19 protein-coding genes are annotated in these 22,450 nt (G+C 63.1%); 12 read left to right on the forward strand and 7 right to left on the reverse strand.

The annotated features are described in order from the left end of the window. Positions 1-53: 53 nt before the first annotated feature. Positions 54-953: a LysR family transcriptional regulator gene (locus ACOCLD_RS04205; protein ID WP_422910961.1), complete on the reverse strand. Its 900-nt coding sequence runs from the start codon at positions 951-953 to the stop codon at positions 54-56. 120 nt (positions 954-1,073) lie between these two features. Between ACOCLD_RS04205 and ACOCLD_RS04210 the strand changes: the two genes are divergently transcribed. The 4 genes from ACOCLD_RS04210 to ACOCLD_RS04225 all read left to right on the forward strand — a co-directional run bounded on the left by ACOCLD_RS04210 (position 1,074) and on the right by ACOCLD_RS04225 (position 5,923). Beyond that, complete coding sequence (locus tag ACOCLD_RS04210; RefSeq protein WP_422910962.1) at positions 1,074-2,312, forward strand: 3-hydroxyacyl-CoA dehydrogenase NAD-binding domain-containing protein; 1,239 nt, start codon at positions 1,074-1,076, stop codon at positions 2,310-2,312. Beyond that, the gene (locus ACOCLD_RS04215; protein ID WP_422910963.1) at positions 2,309-4,099 is read left to right on the forward strand and encodes an acyl-CoA dehydrogenase C-terminal domain-containing protein; all 1,791 of its coding nucleotides are present in this window, start codon (positions 2,309-2,311) and stop codon (positions 4,097-4,099) included. Before ACOCLD_RS04210 ends, ACOCLD_RS04215 begins: the two co-directional genes overlap by 4 nt. 71 nt (positions 4,100-4,170) lie before the next feature. Next, on the forward strand, positions 4,171-5,334 hold the full coding sequence (locus ACOCLD_RS04220) for an iron-containing alcohol dehydrogenase (RefSeq protein WP_422910964.1): 1,164 nt from the start codon (positions 4,171-4,173) through the stop codon (positions 5,332-5,334). A 145-nt stretch (positions 5,335-5,479) separates the two neighbouring features. Next, positions 5,480-5,923 (forward strand): acyl-CoA thioesterase, encoded by a 444-nt coding sequence (locus ACOCLD_RS04225; protein ID WP_257776680.1) that lies wholly within the window; start codon positions 5,480-5,482, stop codon positions 5,921-5,923. Between the two features lie 86 nt (positions 5,924-6,009). Here ACOCLD_RS04225 and ACOCLD_RS04230 read toward each other — a convergent pair whose 3' ends face one another. The 4 genes from ACOCLD_RS04230 to ACOCLD_RS04245 all read right to left on the reverse strand — a co-directional run bounded on the left by ACOCLD_RS04230 (position 6,010) and on the right by ACOCLD_RS04245 (position 10,763). Beyond that, entirely contained in the window at positions 6,010-6,444 is a 435-nt protein-coding gene (locus tag ACOCLD_RS04230; protein WP_422910965.1) for a glycine zipper domain-containing protein, read from the reverse strand. A 144-nt stretch (positions 6,445-6,588) separates the two neighbouring features. Next, on the reverse strand, positions 6,589-8,910 hold the full coding sequence (locus ACOCLD_RS04235; protein ID WP_422910966.1) for an FdhF/YdeP family oxidoreductase: 2,322 nt from the start codon (positions 8,908-8,910) through the stop codon (positions 6,589-6,591). Next, a complete protein-coding gene (fdhD, locus tag ACOCLD_RS04240) occupies positions 8,907-9,749 on the reverse strand; it encodes a formate dehydrogenase accessory sulfurtransferase FdhD (protein WP_422910967.1) in 843 nt (280 codons plus the stop codon). Before fdhD ends, ACOCLD_RS04235 begins: the two co-directional genes overlap by 4 nt. 120 nt (positions 9,750-9,869) lie before the next feature. After that, positions 9,870-10,763, reverse strand: coding sequence for a LysR family transcriptional regulator (locus tag ACOCLD_RS04245; protein WP_422910968.1), 894 nt, complete (start codon positions 10,761-10,763; stop codon positions 9,870-9,872). 191 nt (positions 10,764-10,954) lie between these two features. On the opposite strand from ACOCLD_RS04245, the gene lysM reads away from it, so the two are divergent. Further along, positions 10,955-11,392, forward strand: coding sequence for a peptidoglycan-binding protein LysM (gene lysM, locus ACOCLD_RS04250; RefSeq protein ID WP_422910969.1), 438 nt, complete (start codon positions 10,955-10,957; stop codon positions 11,390-11,392). A 62-nt stretch (positions 11,393-11,454) separates the two neighbouring features. On the opposite strand, the gene yrfG is transcribed toward lysM, so the two are convergent. Beyond that, the gene (gene yrfG, locus ACOCLD_RS04255) at positions 11,455-12,129 is read right to left on the reverse strand and encodes a GMP/IMP nucleotidase (RefSeq protein ID WP_422910970.1); all 675 of its coding nucleotides are present in this window, start codon (positions 12,127-12,129) and stop codon (positions 11,455-11,457) included. Positions 12,130-12,262: 133 nt separating this feature from the next. Between yrfG and nudE the strand changes: the two genes are divergently transcribed. Continuing rightward, positions 12,263-12,829: an ADP compounds hydrolase NudE gene (nudE, locus tag ACOCLD_RS04260; RefSeq protein WP_233683329.1), complete on the forward strand. Its 567-nt coding sequence runs from the start codon at positions 12,263-12,265 to the stop codon at positions 12,827-12,829. Continuing rightward, complete coding sequence (cysQ, locus tag ACOCLD_RS04265) at positions 12,826-13,647, forward strand: 3'(2'),5'-bisphosphate nucleotidase CysQ (RefSeq protein WP_422910971.1); 822 nt, start codon at positions 12,826-12,828, stop codon at positions 13,645-13,647. The genes nudE and cysQ overlap by 4 nt, the downstream gene beginning before the upstream one ends. A gap of 173 nt (positions 13,648-13,820) precedes the next feature. On the opposite strand, the gene ACOCLD_RS04270 is transcribed toward cysQ, so the two are convergent. After that, complete coding sequence (locus ACOCLD_RS04270; protein WP_422910972.1) at positions 13,821-15,731, reverse strand: beta-ketoacyl synthase; 1,911 nt, start codon at positions 15,729-15,731, stop codon at positions 13,821-13,823. Positions 15,732-15,973: 242 nt separating this feature from the next. Here ACOCLD_RS04270 and ACOCLD_RS04275 point away from each other — a divergent pair, with 242 nt between their 5' ends. From ACOCLD_RS04275 to gcvH, 5 genes are all read left to right on the forward strand, one after another. After that, positions 15,974-17,623 carry an acyl-CoA synthetase gene (locus ACOCLD_RS04275; RefSeq protein WP_422910973.1) on the forward strand — a complete coding sequence of 550 codons (1,650 nt, stop codon included), beginning with the start codon at positions 15,974-15,976 and terminating at the stop codon, positions 17,621-17,623. Positions 17,624-17,733: 110 nt separating this feature from the next. After that, a complete protein-coding gene (locus ACOCLD_RS04280; RefSeq protein WP_233683333.1) occupies positions 17,734-18,735 on the forward strand; it encodes an extracellular solute-binding protein in 1,002 nt (333 codons plus the stop codon). A 213-nt stretch (positions 18,736-18,948) separates the two neighbouring features. Then, complete coding sequence (locus ACOCLD_RS04285) at positions 18,949-20,562, forward strand: ABC transporter permease (RefSeq protein ID WP_422910974.1); 1,614 nt, start codon at positions 18,949-18,951, stop codon at positions 20,560-20,562. 170 nt (positions 20,563-20,732) lie between these two features. Next, positions 20,733-21,815, forward strand: coding sequence for a glycine cleavage system aminomethyltransferase GcvT (gene gcvT / locus ACOCLD_RS04290; RefSeq protein ID WP_422910975.1), 1,083 nt, complete (start codon positions 20,733-20,735; stop codon positions 21,813-21,815). Positions 21,816-21,958: 143 nt separating this feature from the next. After that, positions 21,959-22,348 (forward strand): glycine cleavage system protein GcvH, encoded by a 390-nt coding sequence (gene gcvH / locus ACOCLD_RS04295; RefSeq protein ID WP_311089665.1) that lies wholly within the window; start codon positions 21,959-21,961, stop codon positions 22,346-22,348. Positions 22,349-22,450 lie beyond the last annotated feature (102 nt).

Genomic DNA, 22,450 nt, shown 5'->3' on the forward strand with positions numbered 1-22,450 from the left:
GCCGCACGACAGTAGCCGTCAGTATAGGAAGGCTTTGTCCGGCTGCTGGACGCTCAGCGCTGACCGATGTGCTGGATCTGTTCAATCAGCCACTGCAGCGCCGGGTCACGCTGGCGCTGGGCCAGGCTGACAATTTCCAGGTGAAACGGGCCAAGGGCGAATGGCAGCTCGAACAGTTGCAGCGGCAGCAGGCTGGCGAAGTGGCGCGCCAGCTGAGTCGGCAGCACGGCGGCCAGCTCGCTGCTGGCGACGATATGCGCGGCCTGCAGGTAGTTGGGCGTGGTGTAGAGGATTTCCCGACACAGCCCCTGTTCGCCCAGCCATTGATCGACCATGCCGCGCGTCTGGCCACCGTGTACCCACAGGTGGCGCAGCTGCAGAAAGGTCGGCAGGTCCATGGGTTGGTTGCTCAGCGGGTGGTCGCGGCGCAGCGCCAGTTGCAGGGTTTCGCTCATCCAGTGCTGGCGGGCAAAGCGCGCGGGGATGTCCTCGAAACGCCCCAGCACCAGGTCCAGCTCGCCCTTGTCCAGCGCTTCGGCCGGCAGGCTGGGGCTCAGGTGGCGAATGTCGATGCGCATGCCGGGGGCCTGCTGGCTGAGTTGTTCAAGCAGGCGTGGCATGCAGATCAGCTCGACATAGTCGGTGACGGCGATGCTGAAGTGCTGACGGCTGCTGGCGGGGTCGAACACGTCACCGGCACTCAGGCTCTGTTCCAGTTGCTGCAGGGCCGCGCGGATAGGCGTTTCCAGCGCCTGGGCGCGCGGCGTGGGTTGCATGCTGCGGCCCACCCGCACCAGCAGCGGGTCATCGAGCAATTCGCGCAGGCGATTCAGCGCGTTGCTCACCGCCGGCTGGCTCAGGGCAAGGCGCTCAGCCGCGCGGGAAACGTTCTGCTCACGCATCAGCGCATCGAACACGCGCAACAGGTTGAGATCAAATGTCGAGAAATTCATCTGCTGAATACGACTTATCACAAGACTAAATTTCAAAAATAGTAGCGCCTTGCTTAAGGTGGCTGGCGAATTTTCTTTGCAGCACAGGCATTTCATTCGGCACCAACTAGAGGAGTGGGCATGAGCAAGGCATTCGAGGTTCGACAGGCCGCCGTGATCGGCGCGGGCACCATGGGTCGGGGTATCGTCATGAGCCTGGCCAACGCCGGCATTCAGGTACTGTGGCTGGACAACAACCCGCAGATGCTTGAGCAGGCCATGCAGGTGGTGGCCGAGACCAATGCCCACAACCTCAAGCTGGGGCGGATCAGCGCCGAGCAGTCGGCCGCACGCCTGGCTTGCGTCACCCCGGTGGGCGACTACGCCGCGCTGGCCGATGCCGACCTGGTGATCGAAGCGGTGTACGAGAACCTTGAACTCAAGCAGCAGATCTTCCGCACGCTTGACGCCACCCTGAAGCCTGGCGCGATTCTCGCCAGCAACACCTCGGCGCTGGATATCGATGCGATTGCCGCCGTCACGGCGCGCCCGCAGGACGTGCTGGGTCTGCACTTCTTCAGCCCGGCGCAGATCATGAAGCTGCTGGAAATCGTCCGTGGCGCCAAGACTGCGCCGGCGGTATTGGACGCGGCGCTGGCCCTGGGTCAGCGTATCGGCAAGGTCAGCGTGGTGGCGGGTAACTGCGACGGTTTTATCGGCAACCGCATGCTGCACACCTATGTACGCGAGGCGCGCATGCTGCTGCTCGAAGGGGCTTATCCGCATCAGGTCGATGCCGCGTTGCAGGGCTTTGGTTTCGCCATGGGCCCGTTCCGCATGTACGACGTGGTCGGCATTGATCTGGAGTGGCGCGCGCGTGAGCTGGCCGGCAAAGGCCAGGATGATCCGGCGGTGCAGGTGGATAATCGCCTGTGTGGCCTCGGCCGCTTTGGCCAGAAGGTGCGCATGGGTTACTACCGCTACGCCGAAGGCAGCCGCCAGGCCGAGCACGACCCTGAGGTGGATGCCCTGGTGCTGCAGGTTTCCGAGCAGCTGGGTTTCACGCGTCGCGACATTGATCCTTCGGAGATTCTCGAGCGCTGCCTGCTGGCACTGGTTAACGAGGGCGCAAAAATCCTCGAAGAGAACATCGCCGCCAACAGCCACGACATCGATCTGGTCTACCTCAATGGCTACGGTTATCCAGCCGACAAGGGTGGGCCGATGAGCTGGGCGGACAGCCAGGGTGTGGCGGCGATTCATGAGCGTTTGAAAGCGTTGCAGGCTGCCTTTGGTGAGCACTGGCTGCCGGCGCGGCTGATTGAAAAACTGGCCAGCAGCGGCCAGCGCTTCGCCGACGTGCAGGAGGGCCTGGTATGAGTTATCAGGCTCCGCTGCGCGACATGCGCTTTGTGCTGCACGAGCTGTTCGATATCAGCGGCCACTGTGAGCTGCTCGGTAACGGCCTCGACCGTGAGCTGATCGACGGCGTTTTGGAAGAGGGCGCGCGTTACGCCGCCGAGGTGGTCGCGCCGCTCAATCGCAACAGTGACGAGCAGGGTTGTCAGCTACGCGATGGTCAGGTCAGCACGCCGGACGGCTTTGCCGAGGCCTATCAGCAGTATGTGGATAACGGCTGGGCGAGCATGACCGGGCCGAGCGCATACGGCGGCCAGGCGCTGCCGCAAATGCTCGCGTGCAACTTCCACGAGATGCTGATGGGCGCTTCGCTGTCGTTCCGCGTTTACTCCGGGCTCACCGAAGGCGCGGTACTGGCGTTGCACAAACACGGCAGCGAAACGCTGAAAGCCACCTACCTGCACAAGCTGGTCAGTGGCCAATGGGCTGGCACCATGTGCCTCACCGAGCCGCAGGCTGGCACCGATCTGGCCCTGCTTAGAACCCGCGCCGAGCCGCAGGCGGATGGCAGTTTCAAGGTCAGTGGCAGCAAGATTTTTATCAGTGGCGGCGAGCAGGATCTCTCGGAAAACATCATTCATCTGGTGCTGGCGCGGCTGCCGGATGCACCGGCTGGAGTGAAGGGCATCAGCCTGCTGCTGGTGCCGAAATTTATCGCGGCGGCCGACGGCACGCCGGGCGCGCGCAATGCGCTGTCCTGCGGCGCCATCGAGCACAAGATGGGCATCAAGGGCGCCTCCACCTGCGTGATGAACTTCGACGGCGCCACCGGTTGGCTGATCGGTGAAGCCAACCAGGGCCTGGCCTGCATGTTCACCATGATGAACGACGCGCGCTTTCAGGTCGGTTTGCAGGGCTTGGGCATTGGCGAAGCGGCTTTCCAGGGTGCGCTGCGCTATGCCCGCGAGCGCTTGCAATCGCGCGCTCTGAGCGGGCCGGCGGAGCCGGGCAAGGCGGCCGATCCGATCATCGTTCACCCCGATGTGCGGCGCATGCTGCTGACGCAGAAGAGCCTGGTCGAAGGCAGTCGCATGCTTGCCGTCTACTGCGCGCGCCAGCTTGATCTGGAGCACGCTCACCCGGACGCCACGGCACGCAAGGCCGCCGGCAAACGCGCGGCGCTGCTGATCCCGATCGTCAAAGCCTTTTTTACCGATATGGGCCAGGAGGTCGCCAGCCATGCGGTGCAGGTGTACGGCGGCCACGGTTTTATCCGCGAGTGGGGTATCGAGCAGCTGATGCGCGACAGTCGCATTACCCAGCTGTATGAGGGCACCAACGGCATTCAGGCGCTGGACTATATCCGCCGCAAGGTGCTCGGCGACGGTGGTGCCGAACTGTCGGCGTTGCAGGCCGAGTTCAGCGAGCTGTGCGATGTCCAGGTTGGGCGTCCGGCACTGGCCGAGATGGCCAAGAGCGTGCAGACGCGTCTGGGCGAGTGGCGCGAGCTGAGCAGCGCGGTGATCGCCGCCAGTCAGCGTGATGTGCAGGAGATCGGCGCGGTGTCGGTGGATTTCCTCCAGTATTCGGCCTATGTGCTGCTGGCCGGTTTCTGGCTGCAAGCGGCGGCACGGGCGCAGGATGCCCTGCAGGCGGGCAATGGCGAAGCCGCGTTCTACCAGGCCAAGCTGCAGTGCGCCGACTTCTACCTGCGCCGGGTGTTGCCGCGGGCCAGCGGCCATCGCGAGTCCTTGCTGGGCGGTGCCGACTGCCTGATGGCCATGGATGAGGCGAGTTTCGCCTTCTGATCGAAGCGCGTAGCGTGGGGACACTCCACGCTGCGGCGCGCGCCATTTATTACAACAAGAGGATCACTCCCATGCTGCCCTTTAGCTTTGCCACCACGGCGCAGATTCTGTGTGAGATCGGCGCCTCCCGGCGTCTGGCCGAGCTGTGCCGCGAGCGCGGCGCGCAGCGGGTACTGATCGTCACCGATCCGGGCATCAGCAAGCTCGGCCTGCTGGACGAGGTGCTGCCAGGCTTTGCCCGTGCCGAGCTGACGGTCGAAGTATTCGATCAGGTGGTTGCCGACCCGCCCGAGGCCATTCTGCTGGCAGCGGTGGAGCAGGCTCGGGCGCTCAAGGCGCAGCTGATCATTGGTTTTGGTGGCGGCAGTTCGATGGACGTGGCCAAGCTGGTGGCGCTGCTCGCGCATCCCGAGTGCAGCCAGGCGTTGGCGCAGATGTATGGCGTTGGCAATGCCCGTGGGCAGCGCCTGCCGCTGATTCTGGTGCCGACCACCGCCGGCACCGGTTCGGAAGTCACGCAGATTTCCATTATCACCACTGGCGAAACCACCAAGATGGGCGTGGTTTCGCCGCTGCTGCTGCCGGACCTGGCCCTGCTCGATGCCGAGCTGACCCTCGGCTTGCCGCCGGCGGTGACTGCCGCCACCGGAATCGACGCCATGGTGCATGCCATCGAGGCCTACACCAGTGTGTTGAAAAAGAACCCGCTGTCCGACCTGCTGGCCCGCGAAGCGTTGCGTTTGTTGGCGGCCAACCTGGATGAAGTCGTGCATAACGGCGGTAACCGCGAGGCGCGTCAGGCCATGTTGCTGGGTTCCTGCCTGGCCGGCCAGGCATTTGCCAACGCGCCCTGCGCGGCGGTACATGCACTGGCCTATCCACTGGGCGGGCATTTCCATATTCCCCATGGGCTGTCCAACGCCCTGGTACTGCCACATGTGCTGGCCTTCAACGCCAGTGCCGCCGCGCCGCTGTATGCCGAGCTGGCACCGCTGGTACTGGGCGAGCGCTTGCAAGGTGGCAGTGCTGCGCAGCAGACCGAGCACTTTATTGCGGCACTGGCCGACTTCAGCGTGCGCAGCGGCCTGCCGACGCGTCTGCGTGAAGCCGGTGTACCGCAGGACATGCTGCCGACCATGGCCCGTGATGCGATGTTGCAGCAACGCCTGTTGGTGAATAACCCGCGTGAAGTGAACGAAGCCCAGGCCCTGGCGATCTATGAGGTCGCTTATTAACGTTGTCTGGTATCTGTAAGCGATCTCGACTTGTAGGAGCGGCCTTGGCCGCGATTGGCGCTCAAGGTGCCACGGAAAATCGCGGGCAGCCCGCTCCTACAAACGCATGGGCGCTTGTGCTTCCCGCTAACTACAAGGATTACCGATGAGCCAACCCCAACACCTGCGCGGCGATTACCGGCATTTCCAGCCGATCACCACGCGCTGGCATGACAACGACGTCTACGGCCACGTCAACAACGTCACCTACTACAGCTTCTTCGACAGTGCAGTGAACACCTACCTGATCGAAGTCGGTGGCCTGGATATCCATAACGGCAGTGTGGTGGGCTTTGTGGTCAGCTCCAGCTGCGATTACTTCGCCTCCATCGCCTTTCCCGAGCGCATCGAGATCGGCTTGCGGGTCGGCAAGCTGGGCAACAGTTCGGTGCAGTACGAGCTGGCGGTGTTCAAGGCTGGTGAAGATGAGGCCTGCGCCGCCGGGCGCTTTGTCCACGTCTTCGTCGACCGCAGCAGCAACCGCCCGGTGAGCATTCCCGAGAACCTGCGGGCGGCGCTGACGGTGCTGCTGGTAGAACCGACTGCGTAGCGGCACTTGAGTGGTGCGCCGTCAGGCTCACCCACATAAACAAGAAAGCCGCTGTTAGGCGGCTTTTTGCGGTCAGTATTCGGCACTTAGCGGTGTTTGTGCTTTTTATGTTTCTTGTGTTTCTTGTGTTTCTTGCCGTGGTAATGGCCGCGATCACGTTCGCTGCCGCCAGCGTATTCATTGGCCAGCGCGCCACCGGCCGCGCCGCCGAGGCCGGCACCGATGGTTGAACCGGTGCTGCCGCCAACCTTGTTGCCGAGTACCGAGCCACCGGCAGCGCCTAGGCCACCGCCCAGTGCGGCTTCGGTCTTGTTACCGTCGCGGGCGGTAATCACACCACCTGCCGCGCCACCCAGGCCTGCACCAATCGCCGCGCCGGTGCTGCCACCGACTTGTTGACCGATTACGTTGCCCAGGGCGCCACCAATACCGCCGCCGATGGCGACCTTGCCGGTATCGCCCGCCAGGGCCAGGGGCGAAGCCAGGGCGCTGAATACCAGCGCAGAAACTAATGTACGCATACGGCAGACCTTCTCGACTAAATGGATGCGTGGAGCTAGGCCTTTGTTTCTAAAGGATGATTTGTCCGCGCACAGTCTTAGAGGGCGGTTTGCCGAAAAATTCCCCGCCGCTGGTCGCCGTTGTGATCCTTGCCACAGATCCGTTCAAAGAATGCGCTCAGCGGCCTGATGAGCGTGCAGGCGAATCGCCACGTATTTTGAGGTCGGGGTAAAGCTGCCCGTACCGAAACTCTGCAGCGGCACTAGCGGGTTGGCCTCCGGGTAGTAGGCGGCGGCTTGGCCTGCAGGTATGTCGAAGGCCAGCAGGGTAAAGCCCTCGACCTTGCGCTCGATGCCGTCATCCCAGATGGACTGGATATCAACCTGCTGCCCCGGCTGAAAGCCCAGGCGCAGGATGTCGGCTTCGTTGGCGAACAGCACCTGACGCTGACCTTTGACCCCACGGTAGCGGTCATCAAGGCCATAAATGGTGGTGTTGTACTGGTCATGCGAGCGCAGGGTTTGCAGGATCAGGTCCGGTGTCTGCCCGCTGCTGCGCACTTGCGGTGGCAGCAGGTCAGCGGGTAGCGGGTTGGCCTTGAAGTTGGCCTTGTGGCTGGCGGTCAGCCAGCGCCGTTCGGCAGCGGCGTTGCCCAGGTAGAAGCCGCCGGGGTGTTGCAGGCGCTGGTTGAAGTCGTTGAAGCCGGGAATGGTCTCGGCAATCAGTTCGCGGATGCGGCTGTAGTCGGCAATCAGCGCGTCCCAGTCCACCGGATGATTACCCAGCGTAGCCTTGGCGATACCGGCAATGATCGCCGGCTCCGAGCGCATTTGCTGAGACAGCGGTTGGAGCTGACCGTAGGAGGCGTGGATCATGCTGAATGAGTCTTCCACGGTCACGGCTTGTGGGCCATCCGCCTGGTGGTCGATATCAGTACGACCGAGGCACGGCAGAATCAGTGCATCCGCGCCGGTGGTCAGGTGGCTGCGGTTGAGCTTGGTGCTGATCTGCACGGTCAGTGCACAGCTCTGCAGCGCCTGGTGGGTGCGCGGGCTGTCCGGGGTGGCTTGGGCGAAGTTGCCGCCCAGGCCGATAAATACCTTGGCCTCGCCGCGTACCATGGCGTTGATCGCCTCGACGGTGTTGTGGCCCTGGGCGCGCGGCACCTGGAAGTTGAAGCGCTGCTCCAGCGCATCGAGAAAGGCCGCTGGCGGGCGCTCATTGATGCCCATGGTGCGATCGCCCTGCACGTTGCTGTGGCCGCGCACTGGGCACAGGCCGGCACCGGGGCGGCCGAGGTTGCCGCGCAGCAGTTGCAGGTTGACGATTTCCTGAATGGTCGCCACCGAGTTGTGGTGCTGGGTGATACCCATGGCCCAGCAGATGATCACCCGCTCGGCACGGCGGTAGAGCAGGGCGGCGTGTTGCAACTCGTCCAGACTCAGGCCGGATTGCTCGACCAATGAATCCCAGCTGCTGGCATCCAGCAGCGCTAGATAGTCATCCACGCCATGGGTGTGTTCAGCGATAAAGGCCAGATCGAACACTGCAGGTTGGCCCTGAGCCAGCGCTTCGCGGTGCCACTGCAACAGAAACTTGGCGATGCCGCGCAGGGCGGCTAGATCGCCACCCAGCGCCGGGCGGAAGAACGCGGTGTTGAGCGGCTCGGAGCCGTTAGTCAGCATTTCCAGCGCATGTTGCGGATGCTGAAAACGCTCCAGGCCGCGCTCTTTCAGCGGGTTAAAGCACACCACTTGGGCGCCGCGTTTCACCGCCTCGCGCAGCGGTTCGAGCATGCGCGGGTGGTTGGTGCCGGGGTTTTGCCCAAGCACGAAGATCGCATCGCTGTGCTCGAAGTCGGCGAAGGTCACGCTGCCCTTGCCGACGCCCACGCTCTGCCCAAGGGCCACGCCGCTGGCTTCGTGGCACATGTTCGAGCAGTCAGGAAAGTTGTTGCTGCCAAAGGCGCGGACGAACAGCTGATACAGGTAGGCCGCTTCGTTGCTGGCGCGGCCGGAGGTGTAGAACTCGGCCTGATTGGGGCTTTCCAGCGCCTTTAAATGCTCGGCAATCAGGGCGAAGGCGGCATCCCAACTGATCGGTTGGTAGTGATCGCTGGTGGCGTCATAGCGCATCGGCTCGGTCAGGCGTCCCTGGTATTCGAGCCAGTAATCGCTCTGCTCGCGCAACTGACTGACGCTGTAACGGGCGAAGAAGGCGGCATCCACCCGGCGCTTGGTGGCTTCCCAATTGACCGCCTTGGCGCCGTTCTCGCAGAACTTGATGTGACCGTCTTCCGGCGAATCACCCCAGGCGCAGCCGGGGCAGTCGAAACCGCCGTTCTGGTTGGTCTTGAGCAACGCGCGCAAGTTCTTGAACGGCTGTTTGCTGTCCAGCCAGAAGCGGGTCACGGCGTTCAGTGCGCCCCAGCCAGCGGCAGCCCCTTTGTAGGGTTTGTAGCGTGGATTGATCGGTTGCAGGCTCATGGCTGGGCGACTCCGGGCGCGGCCGGGCTGTAAACCCGTGGCGCACTTTGTTGGGGCAGATGGATCAGGTTGAGGTTGTGCTGGCGCGCCCACTGCACGCTGAGGGTGGTCGGCGCAGACAGGCTGACCAGGGTGCCGATGCCGGCGCGCAGAGCCTTGTGGATCAGCTCCAGGCTGCAACGGCTGGTGACCACGGCAAAACCCTGGCGCGGGTTTTCCCCTTCGCGATGCAGAGCGCCAAGCAACTTGTCGAGGGCGTTGTGCCGGCCGATATCTTCGCGGCACAGGCGGATTTGCCCCTGACCATCGACAAACAGCGCGGCATGCACCGCGCCGCTATGGCGGGCCAGGGTCTGTTCGGTCTGAATTCGCTGGCGCAGGCCCTGCAGGTGGGCCGGTGCCGGCAGTGCGCTGGGCGTGAGGTTGGGTAATTGCGGCAGCGCTTGCTCCAGTGCTTCCACCCCGCACAGGCCGCAGCCGCTGTTGCCGGCCAGCGTACGGCGCTGCTGCTTGAGTGCCCAGAAGGCGCGGTTGCTGACCTGCACCTCGGCGCTGATGGCGCTGTCATGCTGCTGCAGGCGGATATCGTAGACCTCATCGAAACTGTCGATCAGGCCGGCGCTCAGGCTGAAACCGTAAATAAAATCCTCAAGGTCGCTGGGCGACACCATCATCACGCTGTGGCTGATGCCGTTGTAGCTGATTGCCAGGGCCGTCTCACTGGCCAGCGCGGCGGCGCCGTCCTGCGGGCTATCGGCCAGTTCGACATAGGTGTAAGTGGGCGCTGGCAGCAATGTCGGCGTGCTGGGTGGCGGGCTGGTGGGCGCGTGGCGTGACATGGGCAAGGCTTCCCGGCACGGAGTTGTTGCTCCAGCCTAGGCCGCTGAGCCGGGGGCGTCTAATTGCTGTTGCCGATCTAATGATCGATACGATCTATCAAGGCTTCAACTTCGGGTCTTTCAGCCCGCTGCGACGGGTAAAAGCTTATGCGCCTCGGCAAAGCAGGCTTCGGCCAGGGCCGAGCGCGGCGCGCTGCGGCGCAGGATCAGACCCAGCGGGGCGAGGGTGTGGGCGTCCTCAATCGGCGTCAGCGCCAGATGGTCGGTGAACTCGGCCAGGCCGCTGTTGAGCGGCATGATCGCGCAGCACAGCCCCGCGCTGACCGCTTGCAGCAGTTGATGCACAGCATCGGTTTCCAGCCGTGGGCTGGGCGTCAGGCCACGGGAGCGAAAGCTGTGGTCGATCGACTGGCGAAAATGCATGCCGGCCGAGAGCAGGCCCAGCGGCAGGTCGATCAGGCTTTCCCAGCGCAAAGCCGGGCGGGTGAACTGAAAGTGCCGGCGGTCATACAGCAGGCCCATGCGGGTTTCCGCCAGCTCCAGGCTGTCGAAATGCTCCGGGTTGAGGCGGTCGAGGTAGGACAGGCCGAGGTCGAGCTGATTACGCCCAAGGCGTTCGAGTATTTCCTCGCTGCTCAGGGCAAACAATTGGAAGCGCAGCCCGGCATGCTGCTCGGCGAAAAACTGTACCAGGCGCATCGGATCAAACCCGGCCAGCGGCACTACGCCCAGGCGCAGGGTGCCGACCAGCTGGCCACGGCAGGCCGCCGCTTCGGCATACAGACCGTCGTGCGCGGCCATCAGGCTGCGCGCCCAGGCGAGAATGCGCTCGCCTTCAGCACTGAAACCCTCAAAACGCTGACCACGCCGTACCAGTTCCAGGCCCAGCTCGTCTTCCAGCTGACGCAGGCGCATCGACAGGGTTGGCTGGGTGATATGGCAGCGCGCGGCGGCCTGGCCGAAGTGGCGGGTTTCATCCAGGGCGATGAGGAACTTCAGCTGTTTGATATCCACGATGTGTCCTTAAAACCCTGGTTTGCGCCGATTCTATCAGGCAGTTGCGTGCGCCTAGGCGCTGAATACGGCCTAGGGCGCGGCCTGCAGCGACAGCGCCGGGCTTGGCACCTTTGTCACGAATCAGGGTCTAGACTTCTGGCTCCGGGCGGCGTGCCCGGCCACTTTCCAAGGAATCAAGAGGAAGCCTTATGAGTCTGTTTGCCTTTGTTAAAGAAGCCGGGACCAAACTCTGGGAGTCGCTGGTCGGCCAGGAGGCCCAGGCGGCCGAATCACTGACCGCGCATGTGGCCAAGGTGGGCTTGGGAAACCCGGCTATTCAGATCAGCGTCGAGGGCGAGAAGGTCATTGCCCGTGGCGAGGTGGCCAGTCAGGAAGAGAAGGAGAAAATCCTGCTGGCGTTGGGCAACGTCGCCGGCGTCGCCGAAGTGGAAGACCATATCAGCGTGACCACGCCGGCCCCGGCGGCGCGCTTTGTCACGGTGAAGAAGGGCGACACCCTGAGCGCGATTGCCAAGGCCGAATACGGCAACGCCAATGCCTATCCGAAAATCTTTGAAGCCAACAAGCCGATGCTCAGCCACCCGGACAAGATCTATCCGGGTCAGGTGCTGCGTATTCCCGAGTAGAGCGCCATTGTGGGAGGGGCTTTAGCCGCGACTTTCGCCGCTAAAGCGCCTCCCACACATCATCAGCCGTTCCTCTCAAGGCCTTGCAACAACTCCCGATAATCCTCTACCGCAGCAAACTCCTCGGTGTCCTTCGGGCCCGCCTGACTATCCGGCTGGCGCACGGCGAGCAGGTGGCCGACGCCGAAACGCCCGGCGCTGCGCAGAATCGGCAGGCTGTCATCGATAAACAGGCTACGCGCAGGTGTGAAGCGGATGTCCTGCTGCAGGGCGTGCCAGAACTGCTGGTCTTCCTTGGGGAAACCATAGTCGTGGGAGCTGATCAGTCGGTCGAAATAGGGCGCCAGTTCGATACGTTCCAGCTTCAACGACAGCGAATCGCGGTGTGCGTTGGTGATCAGCACCACCTGCTTGCCGGCGTGGCGCAGGGCCTGGATAAAGGTGTCGGCGTCCGGGCGCAGGGCGATCAGGTGTGCTACCTCACGCTTGAGGTCGCGAATCGACAGGTTCAGCTCGCGGCTCCAGAAATCCGTGCAGTACCAGTTGAGCGTGCCGGCGTGCTGGCGAAACAGCGGCAGTAACTCGGCCTCGGCCAGCGCGCGGCTGATGCCGTGGTGCTCGGCATAGCGCTGCGGCAGGTGCTGCAGCCAGAAGTGGTTGTCGAAGTGCAGGTCGAGCAGGGTGCCGTCCATATCCAGCAGGACGGTGTCGATGGCGTTCCAGGGCAAGGCAGGCATGCGCAGTTCTTCTGGCTGATGCGCAGGCGGTCGCGATTTGCGCCGTGGGCGTCGTCATCGCGCAATCTCCTACGCAGATAATAGGAAAAGCCGCGCTATGATACCCCGCTATGTCCTGCCCAGGAGCCGCCCCATGCGTCAGAAACCCACTGTCCTCGCTCGCGAAATCGTCGCCAGCAGCCGCCTGTTCCGCGTTGAGGAGTTGCAACTGCGCTTCAGCAATGGCGTGGAGCGCACCTACGAACGCCTGGTGGGCAAGGGCTCGGGCTATGGTGCGGTGATGGTGGTGGCGATGGTCGATGACGAGCACGCGCTGTTGGTCGAGGAATACTGCGGCGGCACCGATGACTACCAGTTGTCACTGCCAAAAGGGCTGATTGAGCCGGGTGAGGACGTGTTGGTGGCGGCCAACCGTGAGCTGAAGGAAGAAGCCGGCTTTGGTGCGCGTCAGCTGGAGCTGCTGGCCGAGCTGAGCCTGTCACCGGGCTATATGAGCCAGAAGATTCAGGTGGTGCTGGCCTCGGATCTCTATGAAGAGCGCCTGCCGGGCGATGAGCCAGAGCCGATGCGCGTCGACCAGACCAGCCTGCGCGAGCTGTCGAGTTTGATCCAGCATCCGCAGTTCACTGAAGGCCGCGCCTTGGCGGCGTTGTACCTGGCCCGCGATGTACTGACTCAGCGAGGAATCTTTAAACCATGAGCCATCCTCTGATCCCTGCTGTGATTGAACTGGTGCGCCAGGCCGGCACGGCGACGCTGCCGTATTGGCGTGCCGATGTAACGGTCAATGAAAAAGCTGACGCCTCGCCGGTGACTGCTGCGGATATGGCCGCGCACCATATTCTCAATGACGGCCTGCTGGCCCTTGCCCCGGATATTCCGGTGCTGTCTGAGGAAGCAGCGGATATTGCCCTGAGCACCCGTGCACAGTGGTCGCGTTGGTGGCTGGTCGACCCGCTGGATGGCACCAAGGAGTTTATCGCCGGCAGCGAAGAGTTCACCGTTAACGTCGCGTTGATCGAGCAGGGCTGTGTGGTATTTGGCGTGGTCGGCATTCCGGCCACCGGCCAGTGCTATTACGGCGGTGCCGGTCTTGGGGCTTGGCGCGCCGATGCGGCGGGTAAGGTTGAGCCGATTCGTGTGCGTTTGGCCCCGCAAGAGGCCTTTACCCTGGTGGCTAGCCGTCGCCATTCCAGCCCGGCGCAGGAAGCGTTGTTGACCGGGTTGAGCGAGCGCTTTGGTGATCTGCAACTGGCCAATGTCGGCAGCTCGCTGAAGTTCTGCCAGCTGGCCGAAGGCAATGCCGATTGCTACCCGCGTTTGGCGCCGACCTCGCAGTGGGATACCGCCGCAGCGCAGGGCGTGCTGGAGGGTGCGGGTGGTGAGGTGCTGACGCTCAAGGGCGAGGCGCTGACCTATGAGGCGCGCGAATCCTTGCTCAATCCGTATTTTCTGGCGCTGCCAGCGGCTGCCGCCTGGCGCGCGGAGCTGATCCAACTGGCCCGCGCCTTGGATTGAGTGATGAGTCTGCCGTGACCTTGCGCTCGGTCGCGGCTAAAGCCCCTCCCACAGATCGCCACGTCCGCATCACCTTGTGGGAGGCGCTTTAGCGGCGAAGGCCTTAGGGCGGGCTAGCGCTGAAACTCAGCGAGCAGGGTGGATGTCGTTGTTTACATCCACCCGCCGCTCACTCAGTCGAGCATATCGCCGTAGCGCGCGTCCTTCTTGAACAGCAGCGGCTGGGCGAAGCCCGGCACCTTGATCTGCTCGCAGCTGATCTCGATCTGCTGATCGTCGATCAGATCGTTACCGAAGTTGTAGATAATCCCCAGATCGCCCAGCAGCGCCTGCGCGTCGTAGGTTTGAGCGGCATGGCGCGTGGCCTCGCGGCGCTGCAGGTAAGCGGCAAAGGCCGTTTCGCCGTGGCGCTTGCGCAGCATGCGTTCGGCCACATGCGGCGCCAGCAGCAGGGCGCTGGCGTTGTTGCCGCCAAAACCCTTGGAGTTGATAAAGCAGACGTCGAGCTGCTCGGGCGTGCGGGTGCGGTCGCTGGTGGCGAAGCTCAGATGCTGCTGGTGCACGTCTTCAGCCACCGCATCGATGGTCTTGATGCCGGGGATGATGCCGTACTTGAAGCTGCCCAGGGCGGAGATCACCTGGTCGCCACTGGCGGTGGCCAGGGAGTGGCCGACAAAGGCTTTTACTGCGGTGATCGGCCATTGCTCGATAGCGAAGGCACTGGCCACGCGGTCGAGGATTTCCGATTCGGTGACCCGGTTGGCCGGGGTGCTGGAGCCGTGGGCATGCACGAAGCTGCGCTCGCGCACCGCGTCGATGCCCAGCAGTTGCACGGCGCTGGCCACGGCCTTGGCCACGGTCAGGTAGTTGCCCGGGCCGGGGGCGGAAATGGATTTCTTGAAGCCGTCGGCGTTGATAAACACATCCGGCACCGCGCCGTGGATATCTGCGCCTAGCTCCAGGGCCAAGGCGTCGTCCATCAGCACGACGAACTGGCAGGCTTCAGCCAGGGTAAAGCCGCAGTTTTCGCCAAACGGGCGGCTGGCGCGACGGAAGTCCACCGAGTCCTTGCCTTCGATCTGCCGCAGGCCATCTTCAGTGGCCAACGCGCCCATGGCGCCATAACCCTCGATGCACTCCTGATTAATCGGCGCTTCGCTGCTGCCGATGATGACTACCCGCGCTTTGCCATTGGCAATCTGTTCGATGCCCTTCTGCAGGTTATAGAGGAAGGTGGCGCAGGCGCCGGTGATGGCGCCGGTGGTGCCGACGCTGCCCAGCACATAGGCGTTGATAAAGTCCGCCGACATGGTGTTGAGGCCCAGAGCCAGTTGCTTGGCGGTGACGCGGCCGCCCTTGAGGCGCGACTGCATCAGGCCGCCGAAGCCGTTTTCGTCCAGCTGGCTCATGATGCAACTGGAGAACACTGCGACTTCGTCGGGGGCCACGTGCTGCATGATGGTTTGCCAGTCGATGCCGGTGGCGCGTAGCGCGTCGGTGACGCCGGCGATGGTCATGGCCAGGCCGCGCGGGTGGAAGCGCGCGTTGTACAACTCGCTCGGTTCGAAGCCTGTGGGCAGCTGGCCGGCGGATTTCACCGGCAGGGCGCGATAGCTGTCGACCTTGAATTCGCAGTTGTCGTGCAGGGTCACCAGCACTTCGCTGGCGTTCAGTTCGTCCACCGTCCAGTCGCTTGGCAGCGGCTCGGGCAGGTGCTTGCGCAGGGTGATAAAGCTCAGCGGCTGACCGGCGGTGGCGCTGATGTCGATGGTTTTTTGCCAGTGCGCGGCGTCGACATCCAGATGCTGTTTCTCGATACGGCGCACCAGGGTCGAGGCGAGAATCTGCTCGGCGAAGCGGCTGTCGATCTCGCCCAGGCTCAGGGCGTTGCCGGCACCATCCTGATAGCCGCCATCAACCACCTTGACCAGTTTCATCATCACCGCCAGGCCGGCGAGGGTTTGCTGGCGCGCGGGCGTATCCATGGATTCGATCACGGTGCGGCGGAAGCCATGGTGAAAGGAGCTGCGCCCGGCCGCGTTATAGCCACCAAAACCAACGATCACAGGTAAGCGTGAGGTCACTCGATAACTCCTTGAAAAGAGGGCGCCAGACAAGCCGAGATAAAGCTATGGAGGCTTGTCACGCAGGCTGGAGCGCGCTGCGGCGATTATTACGCCACGCTCAAGCGCCCAGCATGGCTGTTCGGATGCCTATGCTGACGTGATTGCTGACTTGCGAGTCACGGTTTCGACCAAGGTCGCGCATCGCTAAAACCATACGACTGTTATGGTCTCTGCGCACAACGCCCAGCTGGAGAACAACAATGCACAGCGTCAATCCCTACGAATACGGCATGCCCCGCGATGCGGCGAATTTTCAGGCGCTCAGCCCGCTGAGCTTTCTTGAGCGCGCCGCCAGCGTCTACCCGCAGCGCCTGGCGCTGATCAATGGCAGCCTGCGGCAGACTTGGGGCGAAACCTACAGCCGCAGTATTCGTTTGGCCTCGGCGCTGGCGCAGCGCGGCATCGGCCTGGGCGACACGGTGGCGGTGATCGCACCCAACGGGCCGGCGATGTTCGAAGCGCATTTTGGCGTGCCGATGTGCGGCGCGGTGCTGAATGCCATCAACACCCGCCTGGATGCCGAAGCCATCGCCTTTATCCTGCAACACGGCGAAGCCAAGGTGCTGCTGGTGGACAAGGAGTTCGGTGAACTGGCCCAGCGCGTGGTCGGCCATTTGCCGCAGCCGCCGCTGGTGATCGGCATCGACGATGTGGAGTACGCCGACGGTCTGCTGATCGGTCAGCTGGAGTACGAGGCGCTGCTGGCCGAAGGCGATCCTGACTATGCCTGGCAGTTGCCGGCGGACGAGTGGCAGGCGATCTCCCTCAACTACACCTCCGGCACCACCGGCAACCCCAAAGGCGTGGTTTATCACCACCGCGGCGCCCACCTGAATGCCTTGTCCAACGCCATGTGCTGGGACATGAGCCGCTTCCCGGTGTACCTGTGGACGCTGCCGATGTTCCACTGCAATGGCTGGTGCTTCCCCTGGGCGCTGGCCGCCTATGTCGGGGTCAACGTGTGCCTGCGCCATGTGCGCGCCGAAGCCATCTACCCTGCCATCGCCGAGCATGGTGTCGACCATTTCTGCGGCGCGCCGATTGTGCTGAATATGCTGGCCAACGCCGATGAGGCGCTGAAAGCGCTGAAAACCCAGCCGGTCAAAGTGCTCACTGCCGGCGCCGCGCCACCTGCGGCGGTGATCGAGGCCATGGAAGCCCTGGCGTTTCGCGTGACCCACGTTTATGGCCTGACTGAAACCTACGGCCCCAGCGTGGCCTGCGAATGGAAGAGCGAGTGGGACAGCGAAACTCCGGAACAGCGCGCACGTCTGAAGTCCCGCCAGGGTGTGCGTGCGCCATTGCTTGACGGCCTGATGGTGGCCGATCCGGATACCCTGCAGCCGGTGCCGAAAGACGGTCAGACCATCGGCGAAATCATGATGCGCGGCAACGTGGTGATGAAGGGCTACCTGAAGAACCCCAGCGCTACCGCCGAGGCCTTTGCCGGTGGCTGGTTCCACTCCGGCGATCTGGCGGTGTGGCATGCCGATGGTTATGTCGAGATCAAGGATCGCAGCAAGGACATCATCATCTCCGGTGGCGAAAACATCTCCTCCATCGAGGTGGAAGACGTGCTGTATCGCCATCCGCAGATCCTTGAAGCCGCCGTAGTGGCCATGGCCCATGCCAAATGGGGCGAAACGCCCTGTGCCTTCGTCACCCTCAAGCCGGGCGCAGAGTTGACCGCCGAGGAAGTCGTCGCCTTCTGTCAGCAGCGCATGGCGCGCTTCAAGGTGCCGGGCTGTGTGGTGTTTACCAGCCTGCCGAAAACCAGCACCGGCAAGGTGCAGAAGTTCGTGCTGCGCGAGCAGGCCAAGCAGTTGGCCGCCCAGCAGGCGGTGGCATAAAGGGGGTTGAAGGCACTTGTTACAGGTTTAAATGGATGGCGAGTTGAGAACCTAAATGGCATTCACTACTATTTGGCACCTTAACTCGTCTATACCAAGAGGCATTCTTCATGCAGGTAAGCAAAGGGTTGTTCGCTGCACTCTCTCTCACAGCGCTGGCCAGCACGGCGCAGGCCGCCGATGAAGTGGTGGTTTACTCCGCGCGTATCGACGAGCTGATCAAGCCGGTATTCGACGCCTACACCGCGAAAACCGGGGTTAAGGTCAAGTTCATCACCGACAAGGAAGCGCCGCTGATCGCCCGTCTGAAAGCCGAAGGTGCCAACACCCCGGCCGACCTGCTGATCACCGTCGACGCCGGCAACCTCTGGCAGGCCGAGCAGGAAGGCGTGCTGCAGCCGACCAAATCCGAGCTGATTGCCGCCAATATCCCCGCCCAGTACCGCTCCAGTACCGACAGCTGGACTGGCCTGTCGCTGCGCGCGCGGACCATCTTCTACTCCACCGAGCGGGTTAAACCGAGCGAGCTGAGCACTTACGAAGCCCTGGCCGACAAGAACTGGGAAGGCCGCCTGTGTCTGCGGACCAGCAAGAAGGTCTACAACCAGTCGCTGACCGCCACCCTGATCGAAACCCATGGCGAAGCCAAAACCGAAGAAATCGTCAAAGGCTGGGTGAGCAACCTGGCGACTGACGTATTCGCCGATGACACCGCGCTGTTGCAGGCCATCGACGCGGGTCAGTGCGACGTCGGCATCACCAACACTTACTACTACGGCCGTCTGCACAAGCAGCAGCCTGATCTGAAAGTGAAGCCGTACTGGCCGAACCAGAACGACCGTGGCGTGCACGTCAACCTGGCCGGTGCTGGTGTGACCAAGCATGCGCCAAACGCTGAAGCCGCGCGCAAACTGCTGGAGTGGATGACTACTCCGGAAGCGCAAACCATCTTCGCTGGCGTCAACCAGGAGTTCCCGGCCAACCCGGCTGTTGAGCCTTCTGCCGAAGTGGCAGCTTGGGGTACCTTCAAGGCCGACACCATCGCCACTGAAGTGGCTGGCAAGCGTCAGGCTGAAGCGACCATGTTGATGGATCGCGCTGGCTGGAACTAAGGCCTTAACGATTTGCTGCGCGTCGGCCCTGCGGCGTTAAAAACAGGCTCGGAATGCTCATGTACACCAGTACACTCCGCTTCCTCGCCTGTTTTTGCCTTGCAGGACTCTAGCTCGCGAAATCGTAATCAGGTTCTAAGTCTACGCACGCCGTTATACTCGACGCCCCGGCTCAGTCCGGGGCGTTGTGTTTTCCAGTTTTGAGGACTTTGCGTGGCCCATCCTGCCCAGCGCCGCTGGTACCCCATCGCCTTTGCCGTTGCCTTGCTGGTGCTGTTGCCGCTGAGCGTGTTGCTGTTCAGCTGGCACGAGGTCGATCAGCAGATCTGGGCGCACCTGTGGCAAACCCAGTTGCCGCGTCTGCTCGGCAATACCCTGGTGCTGGTAGTGGGCGTAGGCGTAGGTGTGACGCTGCTCGGCGTCAGCCTGGCCTGGCTTACCAGCCTCTGCGAGTTTCCCGGCAGGCGCTGGCTGGACTGGGCGCTGATGCTGCCATTTGCCATTCCCGCCTATGTACTGGCGTTCGTGTTTGTCGGCCTGCTGGATTTTTCCGGCCCGCTGCAAACCCTGCTGCGCGAGTGGTTTGGCAACGATGTGCGCTTTCGCGTGCGCTCCACTGGCGGGGTGATCATCGTGCTGGTGCTGGTGTTCTATCCCTACGTTTACCTGCTCGCGCGCAATGCCTTTCTGGCCCAGGGCAAGGGCCTTATGGAAGCCGCGCGGGTGCTTGGTCTGAGCCCGTGGCGGGCGTTCTGGCGTGTCGCTTTGCCGATGGCGCGACCGGCGATTGGTGCCGGTCTGGCCTTGGCAATCATGGAAACCCTGGCGGATTTCGGTGCGGTGGCGGTATTCAACTTCGACACCTTTACCACCGCCATCTACAAAACCTGGTACAGCTTCTACAGCCTGACCAGCGCCACCCAGCTGGCCAGCCTGCTGCTGCTGGCGGTGATGCTGGTGCTTTACGGCGAACGCCGCGCCCGTGGTGCGGTACGCCCGGTGAATGAGCGAGCACGCAGCAAGGCGCTCTATCACCTCACGGGCGGCAAGGCGCTGGCTGCTAGCGCCTGGTGCGGGCTGGTATTTGCCTGCGGCTTTGTTATCCCGGTGCTGCAGCTGCTTGTCTGGTTCTGGCAGCGTGGCCGCTTCGATCTGGATGAACGTTACAGCGCGCTGATTCTGCATACCCTGTATCTGGGCGCGATGGCGGCGCTGATCACCGTCAGCGTGGCACTGTTGCTGGCCTTCGCCCGGCGTATGACACCAACCCGGCTGATGCGCTCCACTGTCGGCGTGGCCAACCTTGGCTATGCCTTGCCCGGTTCGATGCTGGCGGTGGCGATCATGCTGGCGTTCAGTTACCTGGACCGCGAGCTGGTGATCCCGCTTTCCACATGGCTGGGCGGTGCGGGCAAGCCGGTGCTGCTCGGCAGCCTGTCAGCGCTGTTGCTGGCTTATATGATCCGCTTTATGGCGGTGGCCTACGGGCCGCTGGAAAACAGCCTGGCGCGGATTCGCCCGTCCTTGCCGGAAGCCTCGCGCAGCCTGGGGGTGGGTGGCGTCGGGCTGTTTTTCAAGGTCTATCTGCCGTTGCTGGTGCCGGGTGCGCTGTCGGCGGCGCTGCTGGTGTTTGTCGATGTGCTCAAGGAAATGCCTGCCACCCTGCTGATGCGCCCGTTCGGCTGGGACACGTTATCGGTGCGGGTATTTGAAATGACCAGCGAGGGCGAGTGGGCGCGCGCCGCGCTGCCGGCCCTGACCCTGGTGCTGGTCGGTCTGCTGCCGGTGATTCTGCTGATCCGCCGTTCGGCGCGCCGTCACGGTTAGCCTCGGGGGCTTGCGCGACAGGCTGCCACGTTGGGATGACCGCCCCCGGTGTTGCGGCTACAATGCGCGCCATTCGCAGCGGCCGATCATCTTGATAGCCCGTGCCAGTGCCCGATTGTGTGGGCTCAGCCGGGTTGCCGCTGCACTGCCCAGCCCGCAAGGAGACACTTATGGGACAGCGCACACCACTCTATGACCTGCACCTCGCTCTGGGTGCCAAGATGGTCGACTTCGGCGGTTGGGACATGCCGTTGCACTATGGCTCGCAGGTCGAGGAGCACCACCAGGTGCGTCGCGACTGCGGGGTGTTCGACGTGTCGCACATGACCGTGGTGGATGTCAGTGGCAGCCAGGCCAAAGCCTATCTGCAACACCTGCTGGCCAATGACATCGAACGCCTGCAAAGCATCGGTAAAGCTCTCTACAGCGGCATGCTCAATGAACAGGGCGGGGTGGTGGATGACCTGATCGTCTACCTGACCGACTTTGGTTACCGCGTGGTGGTGAATGCCTCGACCCGCGACAAGGACCTGGCCTGGATGCGCCTGCAGAGCGTCGACTTTGACGTGCAGCTGCAAGAACGCGCCGAGCTGGCGATGCTGGCCATTCAAGGCCCACATGCGCGCAGCAAGACCGCCGAGCTGGTCAGCCAATCGCGTGCCAACCTGATTCAGAGCCTCAAGCCGTTCGAAGGCCAGCCCGATGGCGAGTGGTTTATCGCCCGCACCGGTTATACCGGCGAAGACGGCCTGGAAATCATGCTGCCGGCCAGCGAAGTGGTGGCCTTCCTTAATGAGCTGGTCGGTGCCGGGATTTCCCCGATTGGCCTGGGCGCGCGCGACACCCTGCGCCTGGAAGCCGGGATGAACCTGTACGGCCAGGACATGGACGAAAGCGTCACCCCACTGGCCGCCAATATGGCCTGGACCATCGCCTGGGAGCCGGCCAGCCGTGGCTTCGTTGGCCGTGCCGCGCTGCAGAAGCAAAAGGCCGAAGGCGTCGCCTCCAAGCTGGTCGGCCTGGTGCTGGAAGAGCGCGGCGTGTTGCGTGCGCATCAGGTGGTGCGGGTTGAGGGCGTGGGCGAAGGCGAGATCACCAGCGGCAGCTTCTCGCCGACCCTGGGTAAATCCATCGCCCTGGCCCGCGTCCCGGCTGCGACCCAGGAGCGTGCCGAGGTGGAGATTCGCGGCAAGTGGTACCCGGTGCGGGTGGTCAAACCGACCTTCGTGCGTAACGGCAAGGCGCTTATCTGAGCCTTGAGCTGGCCATGGATGGTCGAGAACGCCCCGGTTTGTAACGGTGCGCCAGGTTTTTAAAGACTTTCTTTCGGTATGGCCAAGGCCTGCTAAATTTCCATGACGGCGTGGTCGCCGTCATGTCAGATGAGGAACGACACATGAGCAATATCCCCGCCGATCTGCGTTACGCCGCCAGCCACGAGTGGGCGCGCCTGGAAGCTGATGGCAGCGTTACCGTAGGCATTTCCGATCACGCTCAGGAAGCCCTGGGTGATGTGGTGTTCATCGAGCTGCCAGAAGTCGGCAAGAGCCTGAATGCCGGTCAGGAAGCCGGGGTGGTGGAATCGGTCAAGGCCGCGTCCGATATCTATGCACCGGTTTCCGGTGAAGTGATCGCGATCAATGACGGCCTGGCCGACAGCCCGGAAAGCGTCAACAGCGATCCCTACGGCAGCTGGTTCTTCAAGCTCAAGCCGAGCGACGCCAGCGAGCTGGACAAGCTGCTGGATGCGGCCGCTTACAAGGCCGCCGCCGACAGCGACGCCTAAACCGCCCTGCTGCAAAACCAAGCCCCGCCTCGCGGGGCTTGGTTGTTTCTGGGCCTTTACTTTCCTCACGTAATGGTACTGTGCCGCTCTAGCACGGCGATT

It is taken from the genome of Pseudomonas cimarronensis (assembly GCF_049331905.1).
GTDB lineage: Bacteria > Pseudomonadota > Gammaproteobacteria > Pseudomonadales > Pseudomonadaceae > Aquipseudomonas.